At 72.2% G+C, this 16,180-nt stretch carries 14 protein-coding genes, 1 pseudogene and 1 riboswitch; of the genes and pseudogenes, 6 read left to right on the top strand and 9 right to left on the bottom strand.

The annotated features are described in order from the left end of the window. Positions 1-30: 30 nt before the first annotated feature. Genes ribH through ribD form a run of 5 tightly spaced genes read right to left on the bottom strand, consistent with a single transcriptional unit; the run spans position 31 to position 4,199 of the window. On the bottom strand, positions 31-516 hold the full coding sequence (gene ribH, locus ACIPXC_RS33050; protein ID WP_401625634.1) for a 6,7-dimethyl-8-ribityllumazine synthase: 486 nt from the start codon (positions 514-516) through the stop codon (positions 31-33). A gap of 52 nt (positions 517-568) precedes the next feature. After that, complete coding sequence (locus ACIPXC_RS33045; RefSeq protein WP_401625631.1) at positions 569-1,858, bottom strand: bifunctional 3,4-dihydroxy-2-butanone-4-phosphate synthase/GTP cyclohydrolase II; 1,290 nt, start codon at positions 1,856-1,858, stop codon at positions 569-571. Then, positions 1,855-2,508, bottom strand: coding sequence for a nicotinamide riboside transporter PnuC (locus ACIPXC_RS33040; protein ID WP_401625628.1), 654 nt, complete (start codon positions 2,506-2,508; stop codon positions 1,855-1,857). The genes ACIPXC_RS33045 and ACIPXC_RS33040 overlap by 4 nt, the downstream gene beginning before the upstream one ends. Further along, positions 2,505-3,134 carry a riboflavin synthase gene (locus tag ACIPXC_RS33035; protein ID WP_401625625.1) on the bottom strand — a complete coding sequence of 210 codons (630 nt, stop codon included), beginning with the start codon at positions 3,132-3,134 and terminating at the stop codon, positions 2,505-2,507. The genes ACIPXC_RS33040 and ACIPXC_RS33035 overlap by 4 nt, the downstream gene beginning before the upstream one ends. After that, positions 3,135-4,199: a bifunctional diaminohydroxyphosphoribosylaminopyrimidine deaminase/5-amino-6-(5-phosphoribosylamino)uracil reductase RibD gene (gene ribD / locus ACIPXC_RS33030; protein ID WP_401625672.1), complete on the bottom strand. Its 1,065-nt coding sequence runs from the start codon at positions 4,197-4,199 to the stop codon at positions 3,135-3,137. Positions 4,200-4,420: 221 nt separating this feature from the next. After that, positions 4,421-4,550: riboswitch (FMN riboswitch) on the bottom strand. A 298-nt stretch (positions 4,551-4,848) separates the two neighbouring features. Here ribD and ACIPXC_RS33025 point away from each other — a divergent pair. The 3 genes from ACIPXC_RS33025 (at position 4,849) to ACIPXC_RS33015 (ending at position 9,030) form a co-directional block, all read left to right on the top strand. Then, positions 4,849-7,212: a chitinase C-terminal domain-containing protein gene (locus ACIPXC_RS33025; protein WP_401625622.1), complete on the top strand. Its 2,364-nt coding sequence runs from the start codon at positions 4,849-4,851 to the stop codon at positions 7,210-7,212. A 102-nt stretch (positions 7,213-7,314) separates the two neighbouring features. Further along, a complete protein-coding gene (locus tag ACIPXC_RS33020) occupies positions 7,315-8,214 on the top strand; it encodes an RNA polymerase sigma-70 factor (protein ID WP_401625619.1) in 900 nt (299 codons plus the stop codon). 60 nt (positions 8,215-8,274) lie between these two features. Continuing rightward, positions 8,275-9,030, top strand: coding sequence for an SDR family oxidoreductase (locus ACIPXC_RS33015; protein ID WP_401625616.1), 756 nt, complete (start codon positions 8,275-8,277; stop codon positions 9,028-9,030). Between the two features lie 364 nt (positions 9,031-9,394). On the opposite strand, the gene ACIPXC_RS33010 is transcribed toward ACIPXC_RS33015, so the two are convergent. Then, a complete protein-coding gene (locus ACIPXC_RS33010; RefSeq protein WP_401625613.1) occupies positions 9,395-10,537 on the bottom strand; it encodes an ROK family transcriptional regulator in 1,143 nt (380 codons plus the stop codon). 64 nt (positions 10,538-10,601) lie between these two features. Here ACIPXC_RS33010 and ACIPXC_RS33005 point away from each other — a divergent pair, with 64 nt between their 5' ends. The 3 genes and pseudogenes from ACIPXC_RS33005 (at position 10,602) to ACIPXC_RS32995 (ending at position 13,034) form a co-directional block, all read left to right on the top strand. Further along, on the top strand, positions 10,602-11,843 hold the full coding sequence (locus tag ACIPXC_RS33005) for an MFS transporter (RefSeq protein WP_401625610.1): 1,242 nt from the start codon (positions 10,602-10,604) through the stop codon (positions 11,841-11,843). A gap of 107 nt (positions 11,844-11,950) precedes the next feature. After that, positions 11,951-12,223 (top strand): annotated as a pseudogene (locus tag ACIPXC_RS33000) (solute carrier family 23 protein); the annotation flags it as partial. A 169-nt stretch (positions 12,224-12,392) separates the two neighbouring features. Next, positions 12,393-13,034, top strand: coding sequence for a DUF5995 family protein (locus ACIPXC_RS32995; RefSeq protein ID WP_401625607.1), 642 nt, complete (start codon positions 12,393-12,395; stop codon positions 13,032-13,034). 92 nt (positions 13,035-13,126) lie between these two features. Here the strand turns inward: ACIPXC_RS32995 and ACIPXC_RS32990 are convergent, their stop codons facing one another. The 3 genes from ACIPXC_RS32990 to ACIPXC_RS32980 form a co-directional block, all read right to left on the bottom strand. Beyond that, positions 13,127-14,824 carry a flavin monoamine oxidase family protein gene (locus ACIPXC_RS32990; protein ID WP_401625604.1) on the bottom strand — a complete coding sequence of 566 codons (1,698 nt, stop codon included), beginning with the start codon at positions 14,822-14,824 and terminating at the stop codon, positions 13,127-13,129. A gap of 76 nt (positions 14,825-14,900) precedes the next feature. Continuing rightward, complete coding sequence (locus tag ACIPXC_RS32985; protein WP_401625601.1) at positions 14,901-15,701, bottom strand: carbon-nitrogen hydrolase family protein; 801 nt, start codon at positions 15,699-15,701, stop codon at positions 14,901-14,903. A gap of 162 nt (positions 15,702-15,863) precedes the next feature. Beyond that, positions 15,864-16,079 carry a hypothetical protein gene (locus ACIPXC_RS32980; RefSeq protein ID WP_401625598.1) on the bottom strand — a complete coding sequence of 72 codons (216 nt, stop codon included), beginning with the start codon at positions 16,077-16,079 and terminating at the stop codon, positions 15,864-15,866. Between the last annotated feature and the right edge of the window lie 101 nt (positions 16,080-16,180).

The raw sequence follows: 16,180 nt of genomic DNA, 5'->3' as shown, positions 1-16,180 counted from the left end.
TCCCGGTGCCGGGGTTCACTCCTCGGACACTCAGCGCCAGGGTTCACTGACGGTGCGCAGGGTCATGGCGGTGGAGACGGCGGCGGTGACCGCTTCGTGGCCCTTGTCCTCGTTCGATCCTTCGAGCCCGGCACGGTCCAGCGCCTGCTCGTCGTTGTCGCAGGTCAGCACGCCGAAGCCGACGGGGACCCCGGTGTCGATCGACACCTGGACCAGGCCCTGGGTGACGCCCTGGCAGACGTAGTCGAAGTGCGGGGTGCCGCCGCGGATGACCACGCCGAGGGCGACGATGGCGTCGTAGCCGCGGCCGGCCAGCACCTTCGCCACGACCGGGAGCTCGAAGCTGCCGGGGACACGGAGCAGGGTGGGCTCGTCGATGCCCAGCTCGTGCAGGGCCCGCAGGGCGCCGTCGACCAGTCCGTCCATGACCTCTTCGTGCCACTGGGCCGCGATCACGGCGACGCGCAGGTCTCCGCAGTTCTTCACGCTCAGTTCGGGTGCGCCCTTGCCGCTCACAGCTCTGCTCCTCGGTGGTTCGGTGGATGTACGTACGGGTGGTGGTGCGTGCTTACTGGTTGCCGCAGGCGGAGGTGGTCACGGCCCCGTCCAGCCAGGGCAGGTCGTGGCCCATCCGGTCCCGCTTGGTGCGCAGGTACCGCAGATTGTGCTCGCCCGCCTCGACGGGCATCGACTCCCGGCTGGTGACCGTGATGCCGTGCTGCTCCAGGGCGGCGGACTTGTCGGGGTTGTTCGTCAGCAGCCGGACGCTGCGCACGCCGAGGTCGGCGAGGATCTGCGCGCCGGCCGCGTAGTCGCGGGCGTCGGCGGGCAGGCCCAGCTCCAGGTTGGCGTCGAGGGTGTCGCGTCCGCGCTCCTGGAGCTCGTAGGCGCGCAGCTTGGACAGCAGTCCGATGCCGCGGCCCTCGTGGCCGCGCAGGTAGACGACGACGCCGCGGCCCTCGTTCTTGATCCGTTCCATGGAGGCGTGCAGCTGGGGGCCGCAGTCGCAGCGCTGGGAGGCGAAGATGTCGCCGGTCAGGCACTCGGAGTGCATGCGGACCAGGATGTCGGATCCGTCGCCGATCTCGCCGTGGACGAGGGCGACGTGCTCGACGCCGTCGACGGTGGAGCGGTAGCCGTGCGCGGTGAAGTCCCCGAAGGCGGTCGGCAGGTGGACCTCGGCCTCGCGGCGCACGGTGGGCTCGGCGGAGCGCCGGTAGGCGATCAGGTCCTCGATGGAGATGATCGTCAGGCCGTGCTTGCGGGCGAAGGGGATCAGCTCGGGCAGGCGCAGCATGACGCCGTCCTCGCCGGCGATCTCCACGATGGCGCCGGCCGGGCGCAGGCCCGCGAGGCGGGCGAGGTCGACGGCGGCCTCGGTGTGGCCGTTGCGGACCAGGACACCGCCGGGCTTGGCGCGCAGCGGGAAGACGTGGCCGGGGCGGACGAAGTCGCCGGGGCCGCTGACGCCGTCGGCGAGGAGGCGCAGGGTGGTGGCGCGGTCGGCGGCGGAGATGCCGGTGGTGACGCCGTGGGCGGCGCTCGCGTCGACGGAGACGGTGAAGGCGGTCCTCATCGACTCGGTGTTGTTCCGGACCATCTGCGGGAGTTCGAGCCGGTCCAGCTCGGGGCCCTCCATGGGGGCGCAGATCAGGCCGCGGCACTCGCTCATCATGAAGGCGATGATCTCGGGGGTGGCCTTCTCCGCGGCGATGACGAGGTCGCCCTCGTTCTCGCGGTCCTCGTCGTCGACGACGACGACGGGGCGGCCCGCCGCGATGTCGCGGACGGCCTGCTCGACGGGGTCGAGGCGGAAGGTCTCTTCGGGGATGTCGGGCACGGGCTTGAGGGTGGTCATGCCGCTGCTCCTTCGAGGGCCGGGGCGGGGTTGGTGCGGGAGCGCTGGTACCAGTCGTAGGCGCCCCACACCACGAGGGCGAAGTAGACGACGTAGACCAGTCCCGAGAAGGCGAGGCCGCCGCTGAAGGCGAGGGGGACGCCGACCAGGTCGACGAGGAGCCAGGCGAACCAGAACTCGACGAGTCCGCGGGCCTGGGCGACCATCGCGACGATGGTGCCGACGAAGATGTAGGCGTCGGCCCAGGGGCTCCAGGACAGCGACGGGTAGAGGGTGAAGAGGCCGCCGACGGCGAGGGTGCCGAGGACCGCTCCGCCGAGGAGCAGTCCGCGTTCGGTCCAGGTGGCGGTGCGTACGGCGATGGTGCCGTCCTGGGCCTGCTGCCTGCCGCGCTGCCAGGAGATCCAGCCGAAGACGGCCACGCCGATGACCAGGAGCTGCTTGCCGACGCCGCCGGCGAGGTGCGCGGAGGCGTAGGCGGCGATGAGGATGAGCCCGGAGAGCAGCTGGGCGGGCCAGGTCCATATGGAGCGGCGCCAGCCGAGGGCGAGTGCGGCCAGGCCCATCAGGTTGCCGATCATGTCGGACCAGATGACCTTCTGGCCGAAGACCGTGAAGGCCTCCGTGTTGAGCCAAGTCAGGGCGCTCACCGCGGCTCTCCCGCCGGGTTCGCGCGCAGCGGGTCCACGCCGGCGGCCAGGAGGCGCTCGACGTACTTGGCGAGGACGTCGACCTCCAGGTTGACCGGGTCGCCGGGCTGCTTGATACCGAGGGTGGTCAGCGCGAGGGTGGTGGGGATGAGGCTGATGGTGAACCAGTCGGCGGCGGCCTCGACGACGGTGAGGCTGACGCCGTCGACCGTGATGGAGCCCTTCTCGACGACGTAGCGGGAGAGGTTCGCCGGGAGGGCGACCTTGACGATCTCCCAGTGCTCGGAGGGGGTCCGGGAGAGGATCTCGCCGGTGCCGTCCACGTGGCCCTGCACCAGGTGTCCGCCGAGCCGTCCGCCGAGGGCCATGGGGCGCTCCAGGTTGACCCGGGAGCCCTGGGTCAGGGCGCCGAGGCTGGAGCGGTTGAGGGTCTCCTGCATGACGTCGGCGGTGAACTCGCCGTCGGCGGTCTCCACGACGGTCAGGCAGACGCCGTTGACGGCGATGGAGTCGCCGTGCTTGGCGTCCTCGGTGACGAGGGGGCCGCGCAGCCGGAAGCGGGAGGCCTCCTGGAGCGGCTCGACGGCGGTGACCTCGCCCAGTTCTTCGACGATTCCGGTGAACACTCAGTGCTCCTTGGGGGCGGTGGCGGGAAGGGCGGTGATGCGCAGATCGGGGCCCACGCGGACGGCCTCGGTGATGTCGAGGCGCAGGGCGTGGGCGATGTTCGTGATGCCCGCGTCGCCGAGGGCCGCGGGGCCGGCACCGAGGAGGGCGGGGGCGAGGTAGCCGACGACGCGGTCGACGGCTCCGGCTTCGAGGAAGGCGCCCGCGAGGGTGGGGCCGCCTTCCAGGAGCAGGGAGCGCACACCGCGGGCGTACAGCTGCGTCAGGAGCCGGTCGAGGGGGATCCGGCCGTCGCGCGGGGGCAGCCGGAGCAGGTCGACGCCGGGCAGGTGGCCGGTGTCGGCGTCCTCGCCGACGACGAGCAGTGTGGGTGCGGCGTCGTCGAGGACGCGGGCGTCCGGCGGGAGGTCCGCGCGGGTGTCGAGGGCGATGCGCAGGGGCTGGGTGGCGCCGTCGACGCCGCGGACGGCCAGGTGCGGGTCGTCGGCGCGCAGGGTGCCGCCGCCGACGAGGACGGCGTCGGCCTCGGCGCGCAGCCGGTGGACGTCGGCCCGGGACTCGGCGGAGCTGATCCAGCGGCTGCTGCCGTCCGCAGCGGCGCTGCGGCCGTCGAGGGTGGCGGCGTACTTCCAGGTCACGTGGGGGCGGCCGAGGCGTACGGAGGTCAGCCAGGCGGTGTTGCCGGCCTCGGCCTCGGCCCGCAGCAGCCCGGCCTCGGTGTCGATCCCGGCGGCGCGCAGGGTGGCGGCGCCGCCGCTGGCCTGCGGGTTCGGGTCGGGGACGGCGTAGACGACGCGGGTGACGCCGGCGTCGACGAGGGCCTGTGCGCAGGGTCCGGTGCGGCCGGTGTGGTTGCAGGGTTCGAGGGTGACGTAGGCGGTGCCGCCGCGGGCGGCCGTGCCCGCGGCGCGCAGGGCGTGGACCTCGGCGTGCGGGCCGCCGGCCCGCTGGTGCCAGCCCTCGCCGACGACGGTGCCGGAGGCGTCGGTGATGACGCAGCCGACGACCGGGTTGGGGCTGGTGGAGCCGAGTCCGCGGGCGGCGAGCTCGACGGCCCGTCGCATGGCACGGGTACCCGTGTCGGGTGCGGGTGCTGCGTGCGCGGCGTGTGTCGCCACCGGGTCCTCCTGCCTCATCGGGCACGGACTCCGGGGCCTGTCGGGATACGACAGATGAAGCGGAACAGCTCACGCGGGGACGCCTGGCCGGAGAAACGGTTCGACCGGGCACATCCACGGGGATATGCCGATGAACCGCCGACGGCGGCGTACCGGTGACTGGCCCGCCGCGCACTGCCTCCCATCCGGACTTTAACCGTCGGTCCAGGAATTTCACCTGGTCAACCGGCCGCTGGCTGCGGACGGGTCGCGGACTATACCGCCGGTTCGGAATTGCACCGACCCCGGAGTGCGCTGCTACTGGTACTCCAGCCCAGTCTGCCACGGCCTGTCGCCCACCATGCGGGTGATGTGGTGTGGCCTGGCTCACAGAGGGTGACGCCGGGGCCACGGCGCCGTGGACCTGGCCGAGTGGGGACGCGGTTGGTCCAGACCTATTGACGGGTTGGTCTAGTCCTCTTAACGTTCCCTTCATCTTCCCGGGAACAGCCCGTCAGATGTGCGCACGTCACGGGCCAACAGACTTCTGCACCAGTCACGTTGCTCCACTTTGTGTCCACTTGTGTCCTGCATCCTCCCCTCCCCAGGAGGCACAATGCTGTCCCCCACACGTACGAGAGCGATGCTGCTGGCATCCGGCGCCGCGATCGCCGGACTGCTGGTCGGCGGTCTCTCGGCGGGCGTCTCGCACGCCGCAGACAACGAGAGCTGCCGCCCGGACGGCCTCTACAAGACGGCCGGCGTCGACGTCCCGTACTGCTCGGTGTACGACACCGAGGGCCGCGAGAAGATGGGCGCCGACCACCAGCGCCGCGTCATCGGCTACTTCACCGGCTGGCGCACCGGCAAGAACGGCCAGCCGTCCTACCTCGTCAACAACATCCCGTGGGACAAGATCACCCACATCAACTACGCCTTCGCGCACGTCGGCAGCGACAACAAGATCTCCGTCGGCGCCGACAGCCCGGCCAACGAGGCCACCGGGATGACCTGGCCGGGCGTCGCCGGGGCCGAGATGGACCCGGCACTCCCCTACAAGGGCCACTTCAACCTGCTGACGAAGTACAAGAAGCAGCACCCCGACGTGAAGACCCTGATCTCCGTCGGCGGCTGGGCCGAGACCGGCGGCTACTTCGGCGCGGACGGCAAGCGCGTCGCCTCCGGCGGCTTCTACAGCATGGCCACCAACGCGGACGGCTCCGTCAACCAGGCGGGCATCGACACCTTCGCCCAGTCCTCGGTCGACTTCATCCGCACGTACGGCTTCAACGGCGTCGACATCGACTACGAGTACCCGACCACGATGAAGGACGCCGGCAACCCGCTGGACTGGCAGATCGCCAACGCCCGCCGCGCCGGCCTGGTCAAGGGCTACGACGCCCTCATGAAGAGCCTGCGCCAGAAGCTGGACGCGGCCGGCGCCGCCGACGGCAAGCACTACATGCTGACCGTCGCCGCCCCCTCCTCCGGCTACCTGCTGCGCGGCATGGAGACGTTCCAGATGCAGCAGTACCTGGACTACGTCAACATCATGTCCTACGACCTGCACGGCGCCTGGAACGAGTACGTCGGCCCGAACGCCTCGCTCTTCGACGACGGCAAGGACGGCGAGCTCGCCGCCGCCGGCGTCTACGGCTCCCAGCAGTACGGCGGCATCGGCTACCTCAACACCGACTGGGCGTACCACTACTTCCGCGGCTCCATGCCGGCGGGCCGGATCAACATCGGCCTGCCGTACTACACCCGCGGCCACAAGAACGTGCAGGGCGGCACCGACGGCCTGTGGGGCAAGGCGGCGGCGACCAGCTGCCCGGCCGGCTCGGGGCTGACCAAGTGCGGTGACGGCGCGGTCGGCATCGACAACCTGTGGCACGACAAGGACGACAACGGAAACGAGTCCCCCGCGGGTTCGAACCCGATGTGGCACGCCAAGAACCTGGAGAAGGGGATCGTCGGGGACTACGTCACCCAGTACGGCTTCCCCGCGAACACCACGCTGACCGGCGCCTACGCCCGCAAGTACGACTCGACCCTGGTCGCGCCGTGGCTGTGGAACGCGCAGAAGAAGGTCTTCCTCTCCACCGAGGACGAGCAGTCGGTGGCCGCCAAGGCCGACTACGTGGTGGACCGCGGCATCGGCGGCACCATGGTCTGGGAGATGGCCGGCGACTACGGCTGGAACGCGGCCAAGGGCCAGTACGAGATGGGCTCCACGCTCACCTCGCTGATGTACGACAAGTTCAAGGCGGCCTCCCCGTACGGGGCGAGGAAGGCGGGCACCACCGTGCCGCCGGCCCAGGCGGTCGACATCAGGACCGAGTTCACCGAGTTCAAGCTCGGCGACTCCAACTACCCGATCACCCCGAAGATCAAGATCACGAACAACACGAAGACGGCGCTCCCGGGCGGCACCGAGTTCCAGTTCGACTACTCGACCTCGGCCCCGAACAACGCCTCCGACCAGTCCGGCTTCGGCACGAAGGTCATCAGCAGCGGCCACACCGGCAGCAACGTGGGCGGCCTGAAGGGCGACTTCCACCGGGTGTCGCTGAAGCTGCCGGCCTGGCAGTCGCTGGCCCCCGGCGCCTCCGTCGACCTGGCGTTCAACTACTACCTGCCGGTGTCCACCCCCTCCAACTGGACGGTGAACATCTCCGGCACCACGTACGCCCTCGCCGGTGACCTGGCGCGCGGCACCACGGTCGGCGAGCCGGGCGGCACCACCACCCCGCCCACCACTCCCCCGACGACCCCGCCGACCACGCCCCCGACCACGCCGCCGACCACACCGCCGGGCGGCACCTGCACCAGCCCGGCGTACGTGGCGGGCACGGTCTACAACAGCGGGAACCTCGTCTCCCACAAGGGCCGCACCTGGAAGGCCCAGTGGTGGACGCAGAACGAGGAGCCCGGCACCACCGGCGAGTGGGGCGTCTGGAAGGACCAGGGCGCCTGCTGACCGGACCGCCCTGACGGGCGAACGCACGTGAGGACCCGGTGGCCCGGCGGCCACCGGGTCCTCGCACGTTCCCGCCCGGCCGGTCCCTCGTAGGCTGGCCCGGTGATCACACATGTCACCGCCGCCGTAGCGGACTTCGAGCAACACCGGCCCCGGATGTTCGGCATCGCCTACCGCATGCTCGGCTCCGCCGCGGAGGCCGAGGACATCGTGCAGGACGCCTACCTGCGCTGGGACGGCGCGGACCGTTCCGGCATCGAGAACCCGGGGGCCTGGCTCGCCAAGGTCGTCACCAACCTCTGTCTCAACAGCCTCACCTCGGCGCGCGCCAGGCGCGAGCAGTACGTCGGCCCCTGGCTCCCGGAACCCGTCCTCACCGGGGACGGCGCCCTCGGCCCGCTGGAGACCGCGGAGCAGCGCGACAGCGTGTCCGTGGCCCTGCTCCTGCTGCTGGAACAGCTCACCCCCGTCGAGCGCGCCGTGTACGTCCTGCGCGAGGCCTTCGCCTACAGCCACCGGGAGATCTCCGGCCTCCTGGACCTCACCGAGGCCAACTGCCGCCAGGTCTACCGGCGCGCGGCGGGCCGGGTGGAGGCCGACCGGGCGGACACCGGCGCGAAGCGGTTCTCCGCCGACCCCGAGCGCTGGCAGGGCCTCGTCGAGAGCTTCCTCACGGCGGCGCGCAGCGGGGACCTCGCCCAGCTGGAGGGGGTGCTGGCGGCCGACGTGCGGTACGTGTCGGACGGAGGCGGCGTGGTCAACGCGGCGCGGCGACCGATCCTGGGGCGCGACAACGTCGCCCGGTTCGCACTGGGCGCCATGGCGAAGTACGTGGCCGGGGTGCCGGTCAGCGTCGCGGAGGTCAACGGGACGCCCGCGCTGCTCTTCGGCGATGTGGCGGTCCTGCTGGTCGAATTCGAGAATGGGCTGGTCAGCGACATCAGCACGGTGGTCAACCCGGAGAAGCTGGAGTTCCTCCAGCGGCAGCTGTCACATTCCTGACGGCTGTCCGGTCCCGGCTGGTGAACACCCCTCTCACCGCTCCAGGGAAGGACCGGCACCATGGGCACCATCGTCGTCACCGGAGGCACCGGAACCCTCGGCTCGCTCGTCGCCGAACGGCTGCGGGCCGCCGGACACGAGGTCCGCGTACTGAGCCGGCACGCCCCGGACCATCCCGTCGACCTCCGAAACGGCACCGGGCTGGACGCGGCCCTGGCGGGCGCGGAGGTGGTCGTGCACTGCGCGAGCAACACGCGCGGGGCGGGCAAGGGCGACGACGTGGCCGCCGGGCACCTCATCGAGGCCGCCCGGCGGGCCGGCACCGTCGGGAACATCGTCTACATCTCGATCGTCGGGGTGGACGTGGTCCCGCTCGGCTACTACCGGCGCAAGCTCCGGGTGGAGCGGCTGCTGGAGGAGTCCGGGCTGGGCGTGACGATCCTGCGTACGACGCAGTTCCACGACCTCGTGGCGATGCTGACGGACGCCCTGGCGAAGCTGCCGGTCGTGCCGGTCCCCAAGGGCGTACGGGTGCAGCCGATCGCGGTCGGCGAGGTCGCGGACCGCATGGCGGAGCTGGCGGTCCCGACCCCGTCGGGCCGGGTCCCGGACATGGGCGGCCCGCAGATCCGCAGCCTGCCGGACCTGGCCCGCGTCCACCTGCGGGCGACGGGCCGCAACCGCCGCGTCCTCCCGCTCCCCCTGGCGGGCAGGACCTACGCGGCCTTCCGCCGCGGCGGCCACCTCACCCCGTCCCACGCGGTCGGCCACGAAACGTTCGAGCAGTTCGCGGCGCGGCGGAGCGGCGGGAGGTAGAGGCGGTGGGAGGCGCGGCAGCAGCGCCGGGGCGGGAGCTGGCCATCCGCCATCCCGGTCCCGCCCCGTGACACCACCGCCTCTGCACCACCGCCCCCCTCTCACCTCCGCGACGCGCACACCCCGCCCCCACGCCACGCCACGTTGGCCGCGCGGCGGCCTGGTTCGGTGGTTCCGCCGCGGGTCTCGTATCCGGGGTGGCTGCCGCGCTGGCCCCGGTAGACGCCACCGCACGAGAGCGGCCTGCTCACGAGCCCCCTCCTGGAGCTGGGCGGCGGGCCGGCCGATCTCCACCGACTCCGACCTCAACCGCCGACGGGGCCGCCCCGCACGATCCCGCCGGCACCCGTACCCGGGGGGTGGTTCACCCCCCGAACAGCACCCGCTGGGCCGCTTCGCGGGCTGCCAGGCGGGCGCCCGCGAGCACCGCCGGGTCGCCCAGGGTCGTGGCGCGGATCTCCGTCGGGACGGGGGTCAGCTTCGCGAGGCGGTGGGAGACCCGGGCGGCCAGGGCGGGGCCGCCCGCGCGGCCGAGTTCTCCGGCGAGGACCACACAGCCCGGGTCGAGGAGGGCCGCGGCGGCCGCCGCGCCCAGGGCGAGGCGTTCGGCGAGGGCTTCGAGGAAGGGTTCGCCGGCGGCCCCCGCGACGGCCTGCTCCGCGGGGCCTGCGAAGCCGTGTTCACGGGCCAGCGCGGTCACCGCGTCCCGGCCGGCCAGGGCGTGGAAGCCGCCCGCGCAGTCGGCGGCCGAGGGCAGTCCGCCGGTGCCCGGGACGGGGAGGAAGCCGATCTCACCCGCCCCGCCGGAGGCACCCCGGCGCAGTCGGCCGTCCAGTACGACGGCCGCGCCGACCCCGGCGCCGAGCCACAGCAGGACGAAGGAGTCCAGGTCGCGGGCCACGCCCAGGCGCTGCTCGGCGAGGGCGGCCAGGTTGGTCTCGTTCTCGACGGCCACGTCGGCGGGCAGGGTCCGCTGCAGAGCCGTGACCAGGTCCCGGTGCCAGGCCGGGAGGCCGATGGTGTCGCGCAGTTCGCCGGTGGTGGGGGCGACCAGGCCCGGGGCTCCGACGACGACGGTGTGCAGTTCGCCGGCGCCGGCCTCGCGGGCGGTGCGCAGCAGGGCGGCGACCGCGTCCTCGGGTGCGCCGACGGGCAGGGCGGCTTCGGCGAGGGTGTGGCCGAGCAGGTCGGTGACGACGGCCGTGACCCGGTCGGTGCGTACGTCGAGGGCGGCCAGGTGGGCGCGGCCGGCGACGATCCCGTAGAGCTTGGCGTTGGGGCCGCGGCGTTGCGCTCCGGACTCGCCGACGACCTCGATCAGGCCCGCGTCGGTGAGCCGGTCGACGAGGTCGGCTACGGACGGGCGGGAGAGGCCGGTCATGGTCTTGAGCTGGGTCGCCGTCAGCGGCCCGGAGTCCTGGAGGAGTCGCAGGGCGAGGCGGTCGTTGATGGCCCGGGCCGTGCTGGGTGAGGCCGGGGACGGTACCGGGGCGTGGGCTGGAGTCACGGTGCCCATCCTAGGGAGTCGGGGCCATTATCTATCAGGCAGGTTACCTGATAGTTTATGCGTCATGACCGGGGACACCGACCTCAGCCCGGCGCGCCTGCGCCATGCCCGCATCGCCATCGCCGCCGTCTTCTGCGCCCACGGCGCCGTCACCGGCTCCTTCGCCACCCGCATTCCGTGGATCCAGGACCATGCCCAGCTCGGCGCGGGCACCCTGGGCCTCGCGCTCGCCTTCCCCGCCCTGGGCGCGGCGCTCGCGATGCCGCTGGCCGGGCGGATCAACCACCGGTTCGGGGCGCGTACCGCGCTGCGCGGGCTGCTGGCGCTGTGGACCCTCTCGCTGATCCTGCCGAGCCTCGCCCCGAACCTGCCGGTGCTGTGCCTCGCCCTCCTCGTCTACGGGGCCACCGCGGGCATGTCGGACGTGGCGATGAACGCGCTGGGCGTGGAGACCGAGAACCGGCTGGGCCGCTCGATCATGTCCTCCCTGCACGGCATGTGGAGCGTGGGCGCGCTCCTGGGTTCGGCCGCCGGTACGGTCGCCGCGCACGCCGGGACCGACGCCCGGCTGCACCACCTGGTCGCCGCGCTCGTGCTGACCGCGGCCGGGCTGGTCGCCGTACAGGGCGTACTGGACCTGCGGAGCGCGGAGGGCGCCGAGGCGCCGCCGCACTTCGCACTGCCGCCGAAGTCCGCGCTGCTCATCGGCGCGATGGGCTTCTGCGCGGTGTTCGCCGAGGGAGCGAGCCTGGACTGGTCGGCGGTCTACCTGAGGGACGTCCTGCACACGGACGCGGGCCTCGCGGCCGCCTCCACCACCGCCTTCGCGCTGACGATGGCCGTGGCCCGGCTCGTCGGCGACCGGGTGGTGGACCGCTTCGGCGCGGTGCGCACGGTCCGCGCGGGTGGCGTGCTGGCCACCCTCGGCGGGCTCCTCGTCGTCGCAGTCCGCACCCCGGCGGGCGCGCTGACCGGGTTCGCCCTGATCGGGCTCGGCATCGCGGTGGTGGTCCCGCTGGCCTTCGCCGCGGCGGGTCGCAGCGGGCCGGCTCCGGCGCAGGCGATCGCCGGTGTCGCGACGATCACGTACACGTCGGGGCTGATCGCGCCGTCCGCGATCGGGGCGGTGGCCGACGCGACCTCGCTGGTGGTGTCGTTCGGGCTGGTGACCGTGCTGGCGTTCGCGCTGGTGGTGGGTGCCTCGGTGCTGCGCCCGAAGCCGTCGGCGGGGCGGTCCGGGAGCGGGCTCTGCGCGAAGGCCGGCCCTATGGCCGATCTCGACGAACGTGCTGATATCCGTCCGTAACATGTCGACCGGCCGCAGCGGCACCCGTGCCCTGCGGCTTCGATGTGTGCGCGGCCGCTGCCGCGCTCGTCCGGATGACCGGGAAGACCGGGAAAGAGGAGTGGAACATGGGCCTCGGCTTGGGGTGGACCCTGCACGGAGACGGGCGGACCCCCGCCCCCGGCGCGGTGGTACGGCCTGAGGAGCGGCTGTCGTGGCCGCGGACCGCCGGGCTGGGCGCCCAGCACGTCGTGGCGATGTTCGGCGCGAGTTTCGTCGCACCGGTCCTGATGGGCCTGGACCCGAACCTCGCCATCATGATGTCCGGCATCGCGACGGTGATCTTCCTGCTGGCGACGCGCGGCCGGGTGCCGTCGTACCTGGGCTGTTCGCTGCATTTCGCCCCCGCGCACCTGAAGCCCCAGGAGCCCCTGCTCGACGCGGGCACTTCCGCCTACGACGACGGCGGGGAGGCGCAGGACAAGCCCCGTTGACGGGGTTTCGCCCGAACCGGGGAAGCGTACGGCCAAGTTCCCCGGATCCGTGGCGGCGCCTGCGACCCTGCCTCCCATGGAAGCGGTGCTGGCGCGGATGCGCGCCCTGGAGGAGCGGCTCCCGGCGCAGGACGGTGTCGCCGTCTTCAACCGGGTCTACCTGACGGTGACGGAGACCCTGCACCGGCGGATCGAGCACGGGGGCTTCCCGGCGCCCCGGCGGGCGGCGACCCTCAGCGTGCGGTTCGCGGAGCGGTACCTGACGGCGGTGGAGGCGGACCGGGCGCCGGCCTGCTGGCGCCCGCTGCTGCAGTACCGCCGGCACCCGGGGATCCGGCCGCTCCAGCACGCGCTGGCCGGGATCAACGCCCACATCGGACACGACCTGGCGCTCGCGGTGGTGTCCACGTGCGGGGAGCTGGACTGCGAACCGCGTGCCCTGGAGGCGGACTTCGACCGGGTCGGTGACACGCTGGTCTCGCTGGAGGAGCACATCCGGGAGGACCTGATGCCGGGGCCCGACCTGCTGGAGATCGCCGACCCGCTGACCCACCTGGTCGGCTCGTGGAGCCTGGAGCGGGCCCGCGCCGGGGCCTGGTCGGCGGCCAGGCTGCTGTGGATGCTGCGCCGGGCGCCGGACCTGGCCGAGGAGTTCACCGACTCCCTGGACGCGGGCGTGGGCCTGGTCGGCCGCTGCCTGCTGACCCCCCGGGGCTGAGGGCCGGGCATGAGAACGGGCCGCCGGCCCGCGTGCTGACGGCGCGGGGCGGCGGCCCGTGATCATGGGGCCCTGTCGGAGGGCCGGGAGGATCAGTCCTCCGGGAGTTCGACCGGGGCGATCTCGTCGTAGACGTCGCCCGGGCCCGGGTTGGTGGAGTCGGTGGACCCGCCGAGGTGGTGCATGACGCCCCAGACGGCGTTGAGGGCGGTCTGGACCGCACCCTCGGCCCAGCCGGCCGTCCAGGAGATGTCGTCACCCGCGAGGAAGATGCCGCGCTTGTCCTCGGGGAGGCGGTCCTGCATGAAGTGGGTGTAGAGGCGGCGCTGGTAGCGGTAGTGGCCGGGGAGGTTGGCCTTGAACGCGCCCATGAAGTAGGGCTCGTCCTCCCAGGAGACGGTGACCGGGTTGCCGATGATGTGGCGGCGGATGTCGACCTTGGGGTAGATCTCGCCGAGGGACTTCAGCATGACCTCCATCCGCTCGTTCGCGGACAGGGGCAGCCACTTGAGGCTGTCGTCGCACCAGGTGTACGAGAGGCAGATGACGGCGGGCTTGTCGGGGCCGTTGTCCAGCAGGTAGGTGCCGCGGGTCATGCGGTCGGTCAGCGTCATCGACATGACGTCGCGGCCGGTCTGCTCGTCCTTGTCCAGCCAGAACGGCCGGTCGACGGGGACGAACAGCTTGGACGACTCCATGTAGTGGGTGCGCTCGATCGCCGTCCAGTGGTCGATCGGGAACAGCGTGTCGTCGCACTCGATCTTCGACAGGAGCATCCAGGACTGGGCCGTGAAGATCGCGGCGCGGTACGTGCGGATGTCGCCGGAGGAGTCGGTGACGGTGATGCGGTTGCCGGCGGTGCGGTGCAGGCGGGTCACGGCGGGGCGCGGGGTGCCGTCGTGGAGGGTGGACAGGGAGGTGCCCTGGGCCCAGTGGACGATCTTCTCGGGCTCGCGCTCCCACAGGCGCAGCGGCAGCTGCTGCGAGCCGCCGACGATGCCGCGGTGGTGGTCGTCGGCCTCGGTGTAGACGACGCGCAGGATTTCGAGGATCGAGTTCGGGAAGTCGGTGTCCCAGCCGCCGGTGCCGAAGCCGACCTGGCCGAAGATCTCGCGCTTGCGGAAGGACTTGAAGGCCTCCGACTTGCACAGGAAGCCGTAGAAGGTCTCGTCGTCGAGCTTCTCGACGAGCTTGGCCCAGATCTCGCGGATGCGCGGGACGTCCCGCTCGCGCATCGCGGTGTTCATGTCGGAGAAGTCGGCGCCCTCGTCGAGGCAGGCGTTCCAGGCATCGGCGACGTCGCGGTAGATCTGCGGGAGGTCCGCGATGGTCTCCGCGTAGTGGCTCTCGCCCTTGAGGTCGACGACCGTGGAGGGGGTGGCCTCGGCGAGCGGGTTCGGGAAGGGCTCGGTGACCAGGCCGACGAGGTCGATGTAGTGCTGCAGGGCCGTGGAGGAGGGCGGGAAGCGCATGGCGCCCATCTCGGCGGTGAGGCCCTCGGTCTCGGCGCCCTCGAAGCCGACGGTGCGCAGGCGGCCGCCGATCTGGTCGGCCTCGTAGACGACGGGCCGCAGGCCCATCTTCATGAGCTCGTAGGCCGAGATGATGCCGGAGAGTCCGCCGCCGATGACGGCGACCTCGGTGCCGAACTCGGTCGCGGGTATCTGGCCGAGGCCCGCCGGGTGGGCGAGGAAGTCGTCGTAGGCGTACGGGAAGTCCGGACCGAACATGGTGATCGGCGGCTGTCCGTCGCTGTGCGGGACGGCGGTGGTGGGCACCGTGGACGTCATGGGGTACGACTCCTTGCGGGCAGGGCTCGGGGGGTGGAGCGGCGGGGGCGGGGTGGGGCGGGGGCGCTGGTGCGGGTCAGACGAGCGAGGCGTAGAGCCCGGGCCGGCGGTCGCGCAGGTAGGGGTTGTTCTCGCGCGAGACGCCGAGCAGCTCGGGGTCGACCTCGCCGAACACCATTTCCTCGCCGCGGCCGGCGCGGGTGCGGGTGGCGCCGTCGGGGCTCGCCAGGCAGCTGAGGCCGACGAACTCGAACTCGCCCTCGGGGCCGGTGCGGTTGACGTACGCGACGTACATCTGGTTCTCGAAGGCCCGGACGGGGACGAGGTGCTCGGCGACGAACTGGAAGGGGTGCATCTGGGCGGTCGGCACCAGGAGGAGGTCGGTGCCGGCGAGCGCGTGGGCGCGGACGTTCTCGGGGAACTCCACGTCGTAGCAGATCATGATGCCGATGCGGATGCCGCCGAGGTCGGCCTGGACGACGGGGGTGTCGCCGGGGGTGAAGGCGTCCTGCTCGAAGCAGCCGAAGAGGTGGGTCTTGCGGTAGTTCGCCAGGGCGGCGCCGTCGGGGCCGATGAGCTGGGCGGAGTTGTAGACCGTGTCGCCGTCGCGCTCGGGGTAGCCGTAGAGGACCGCGAGGCCGTGGCGGCGGGCGATCTCGCCAATGGTGCGGGCGGAGGCGCCGTCGCTCGCCTCGGCGAGGCCGGGGACGGCGTCGAGGTCGAGCGCGTAGCCGGTCAGGAACATCTCGGAGGTGACCAGCAGCCCGGCCCCCGCCTGTGCGGCGCGCTCGGCGGCCTCGTCGAGAGCCTTGAGGTTCTCGGCGACGTCGCCGAGGACTCCGGAGCTCTGGAGGAGGGCGGTGCGCAGCGGGGGCATGGGCGTACCTCTGTGGCGGGAGGGGTGGGTGCGGTCCTATGAACGGTACGTTTTGCCCTCCCGGCGCAACAAGGCGCCGATGTTGCGCGCTGCTGTGCGATTCGTTGCGCGTTGAGGGCCTCTGGCGGCGATTCGTTGCGCGCCCCTGTGGGGAGAGGTCGCTCAGTCGGCGGTCCGGCGCAGCAGGAGGGTGGCGAAACCCCAGGTGGCACGGTATCCGCGGAGCCATTCGGTGCGGTGGCCGTTCGCTGCGCCGAGGGCGGCGGCGCTGTCGGGGTGGTCGGGGTGGTCGAGGGCCCAGGCGGCCGGCGAACCGGTCCAGGACCACTCGTAGTCGTCGAGTTCCTCGCGGGTGCTGAGGTGACCCGCGAAGGCCATGCGCCCAGGGCCTGTATTGAGTTGCCCCGTGGAGCAAGGAGCGGCGTTCGGTGCGTGCCCTCGGCGTGCGGGACGAATATCCTCGTAGCGGAGCTACTAGG

The sequence above is a fragment of the Streptomyces sp. NPDC090021 genome (assembly GCF_044748225.1).
In the GTDB taxonomy this organism is placed as follows: Bacteria; Actinomycetota; Actinomycetes; order Streptomycetales; family Streptomycetaceae; genus Streptomyces.
The sequence above is the reverse complement of the archived record's forward strand: the minus strand, read 5'-3'. Positions and strand labels throughout refer to the sequence as shown.

Excerpts from the sequence above, each read along its gene's own strand:
- ACIPXC_RS33045 (WP_401625631.1), bottom strand. The coding sequence starts at position 1,858 with ATGACCACCCTCAAGCCCGTGCCCGACATCCCCGAAGAGACCTTCCGC.
- ribD (WP_401625672.1), bottom strand. The coding sequence starts at position 4,199 with ATGCGACGGGCCGTCGAGCTCGCCGCCCGCGGACTCGGCTCCACCAGC.
- ACIPXC_RS33025 (WP_401625622.1), top strand. The coding sequence starts at position 4,849 with ATGCTGTCCCCCACACGTACGAGAGCGATGCTGCTGGCATCCGGCGCC.
- ACIPXC_RS33015 (WP_401625616.1), top strand. The coding sequence starts at position 8,275 with ATGGGCACCATCGTCGTCACCGGAGGCACCGGAACCCTCGGCTCGCTC.
- ACIPXC_RS33005 (WP_401625610.1), top strand. The coding sequence starts at position 10,602 with ATGACCGGGGACACCGACCTCAGCCCGGCGCGCCTGCGCCATGCCCGC.
- ACIPXC_RS32995 (WP_401625607.1), top strand. The coding sequence starts at position 12,393 with ATGGAAGCGGTGCTGGCGCGGATGCGCGCCCTGGAGGAGCGGCTCCCG.
- ACIPXC_RS32990 (WP_401625604.1), bottom strand. The coding sequence starts at position 14,824 with ATGACGTCCACGGTGCCCACCACCGCCGTCCCGCACAGCGACGGACAG.
- ACIPXC_RS32985 (WP_401625601.1), bottom strand. The coding sequence starts at position 15,701 with ATGCCCCCGCTGCGCACCGCCCTCCTCCAGAGCTCCGGAGTCCTCGGC.
- ACIPXC_RS32980 (WP_401625598.1), bottom strand. The coding sequence starts at position 16,079 with ATGGCCTTCGCGGGTCACCTCAGCACCCGCGAGGAACTCGACGACTAC.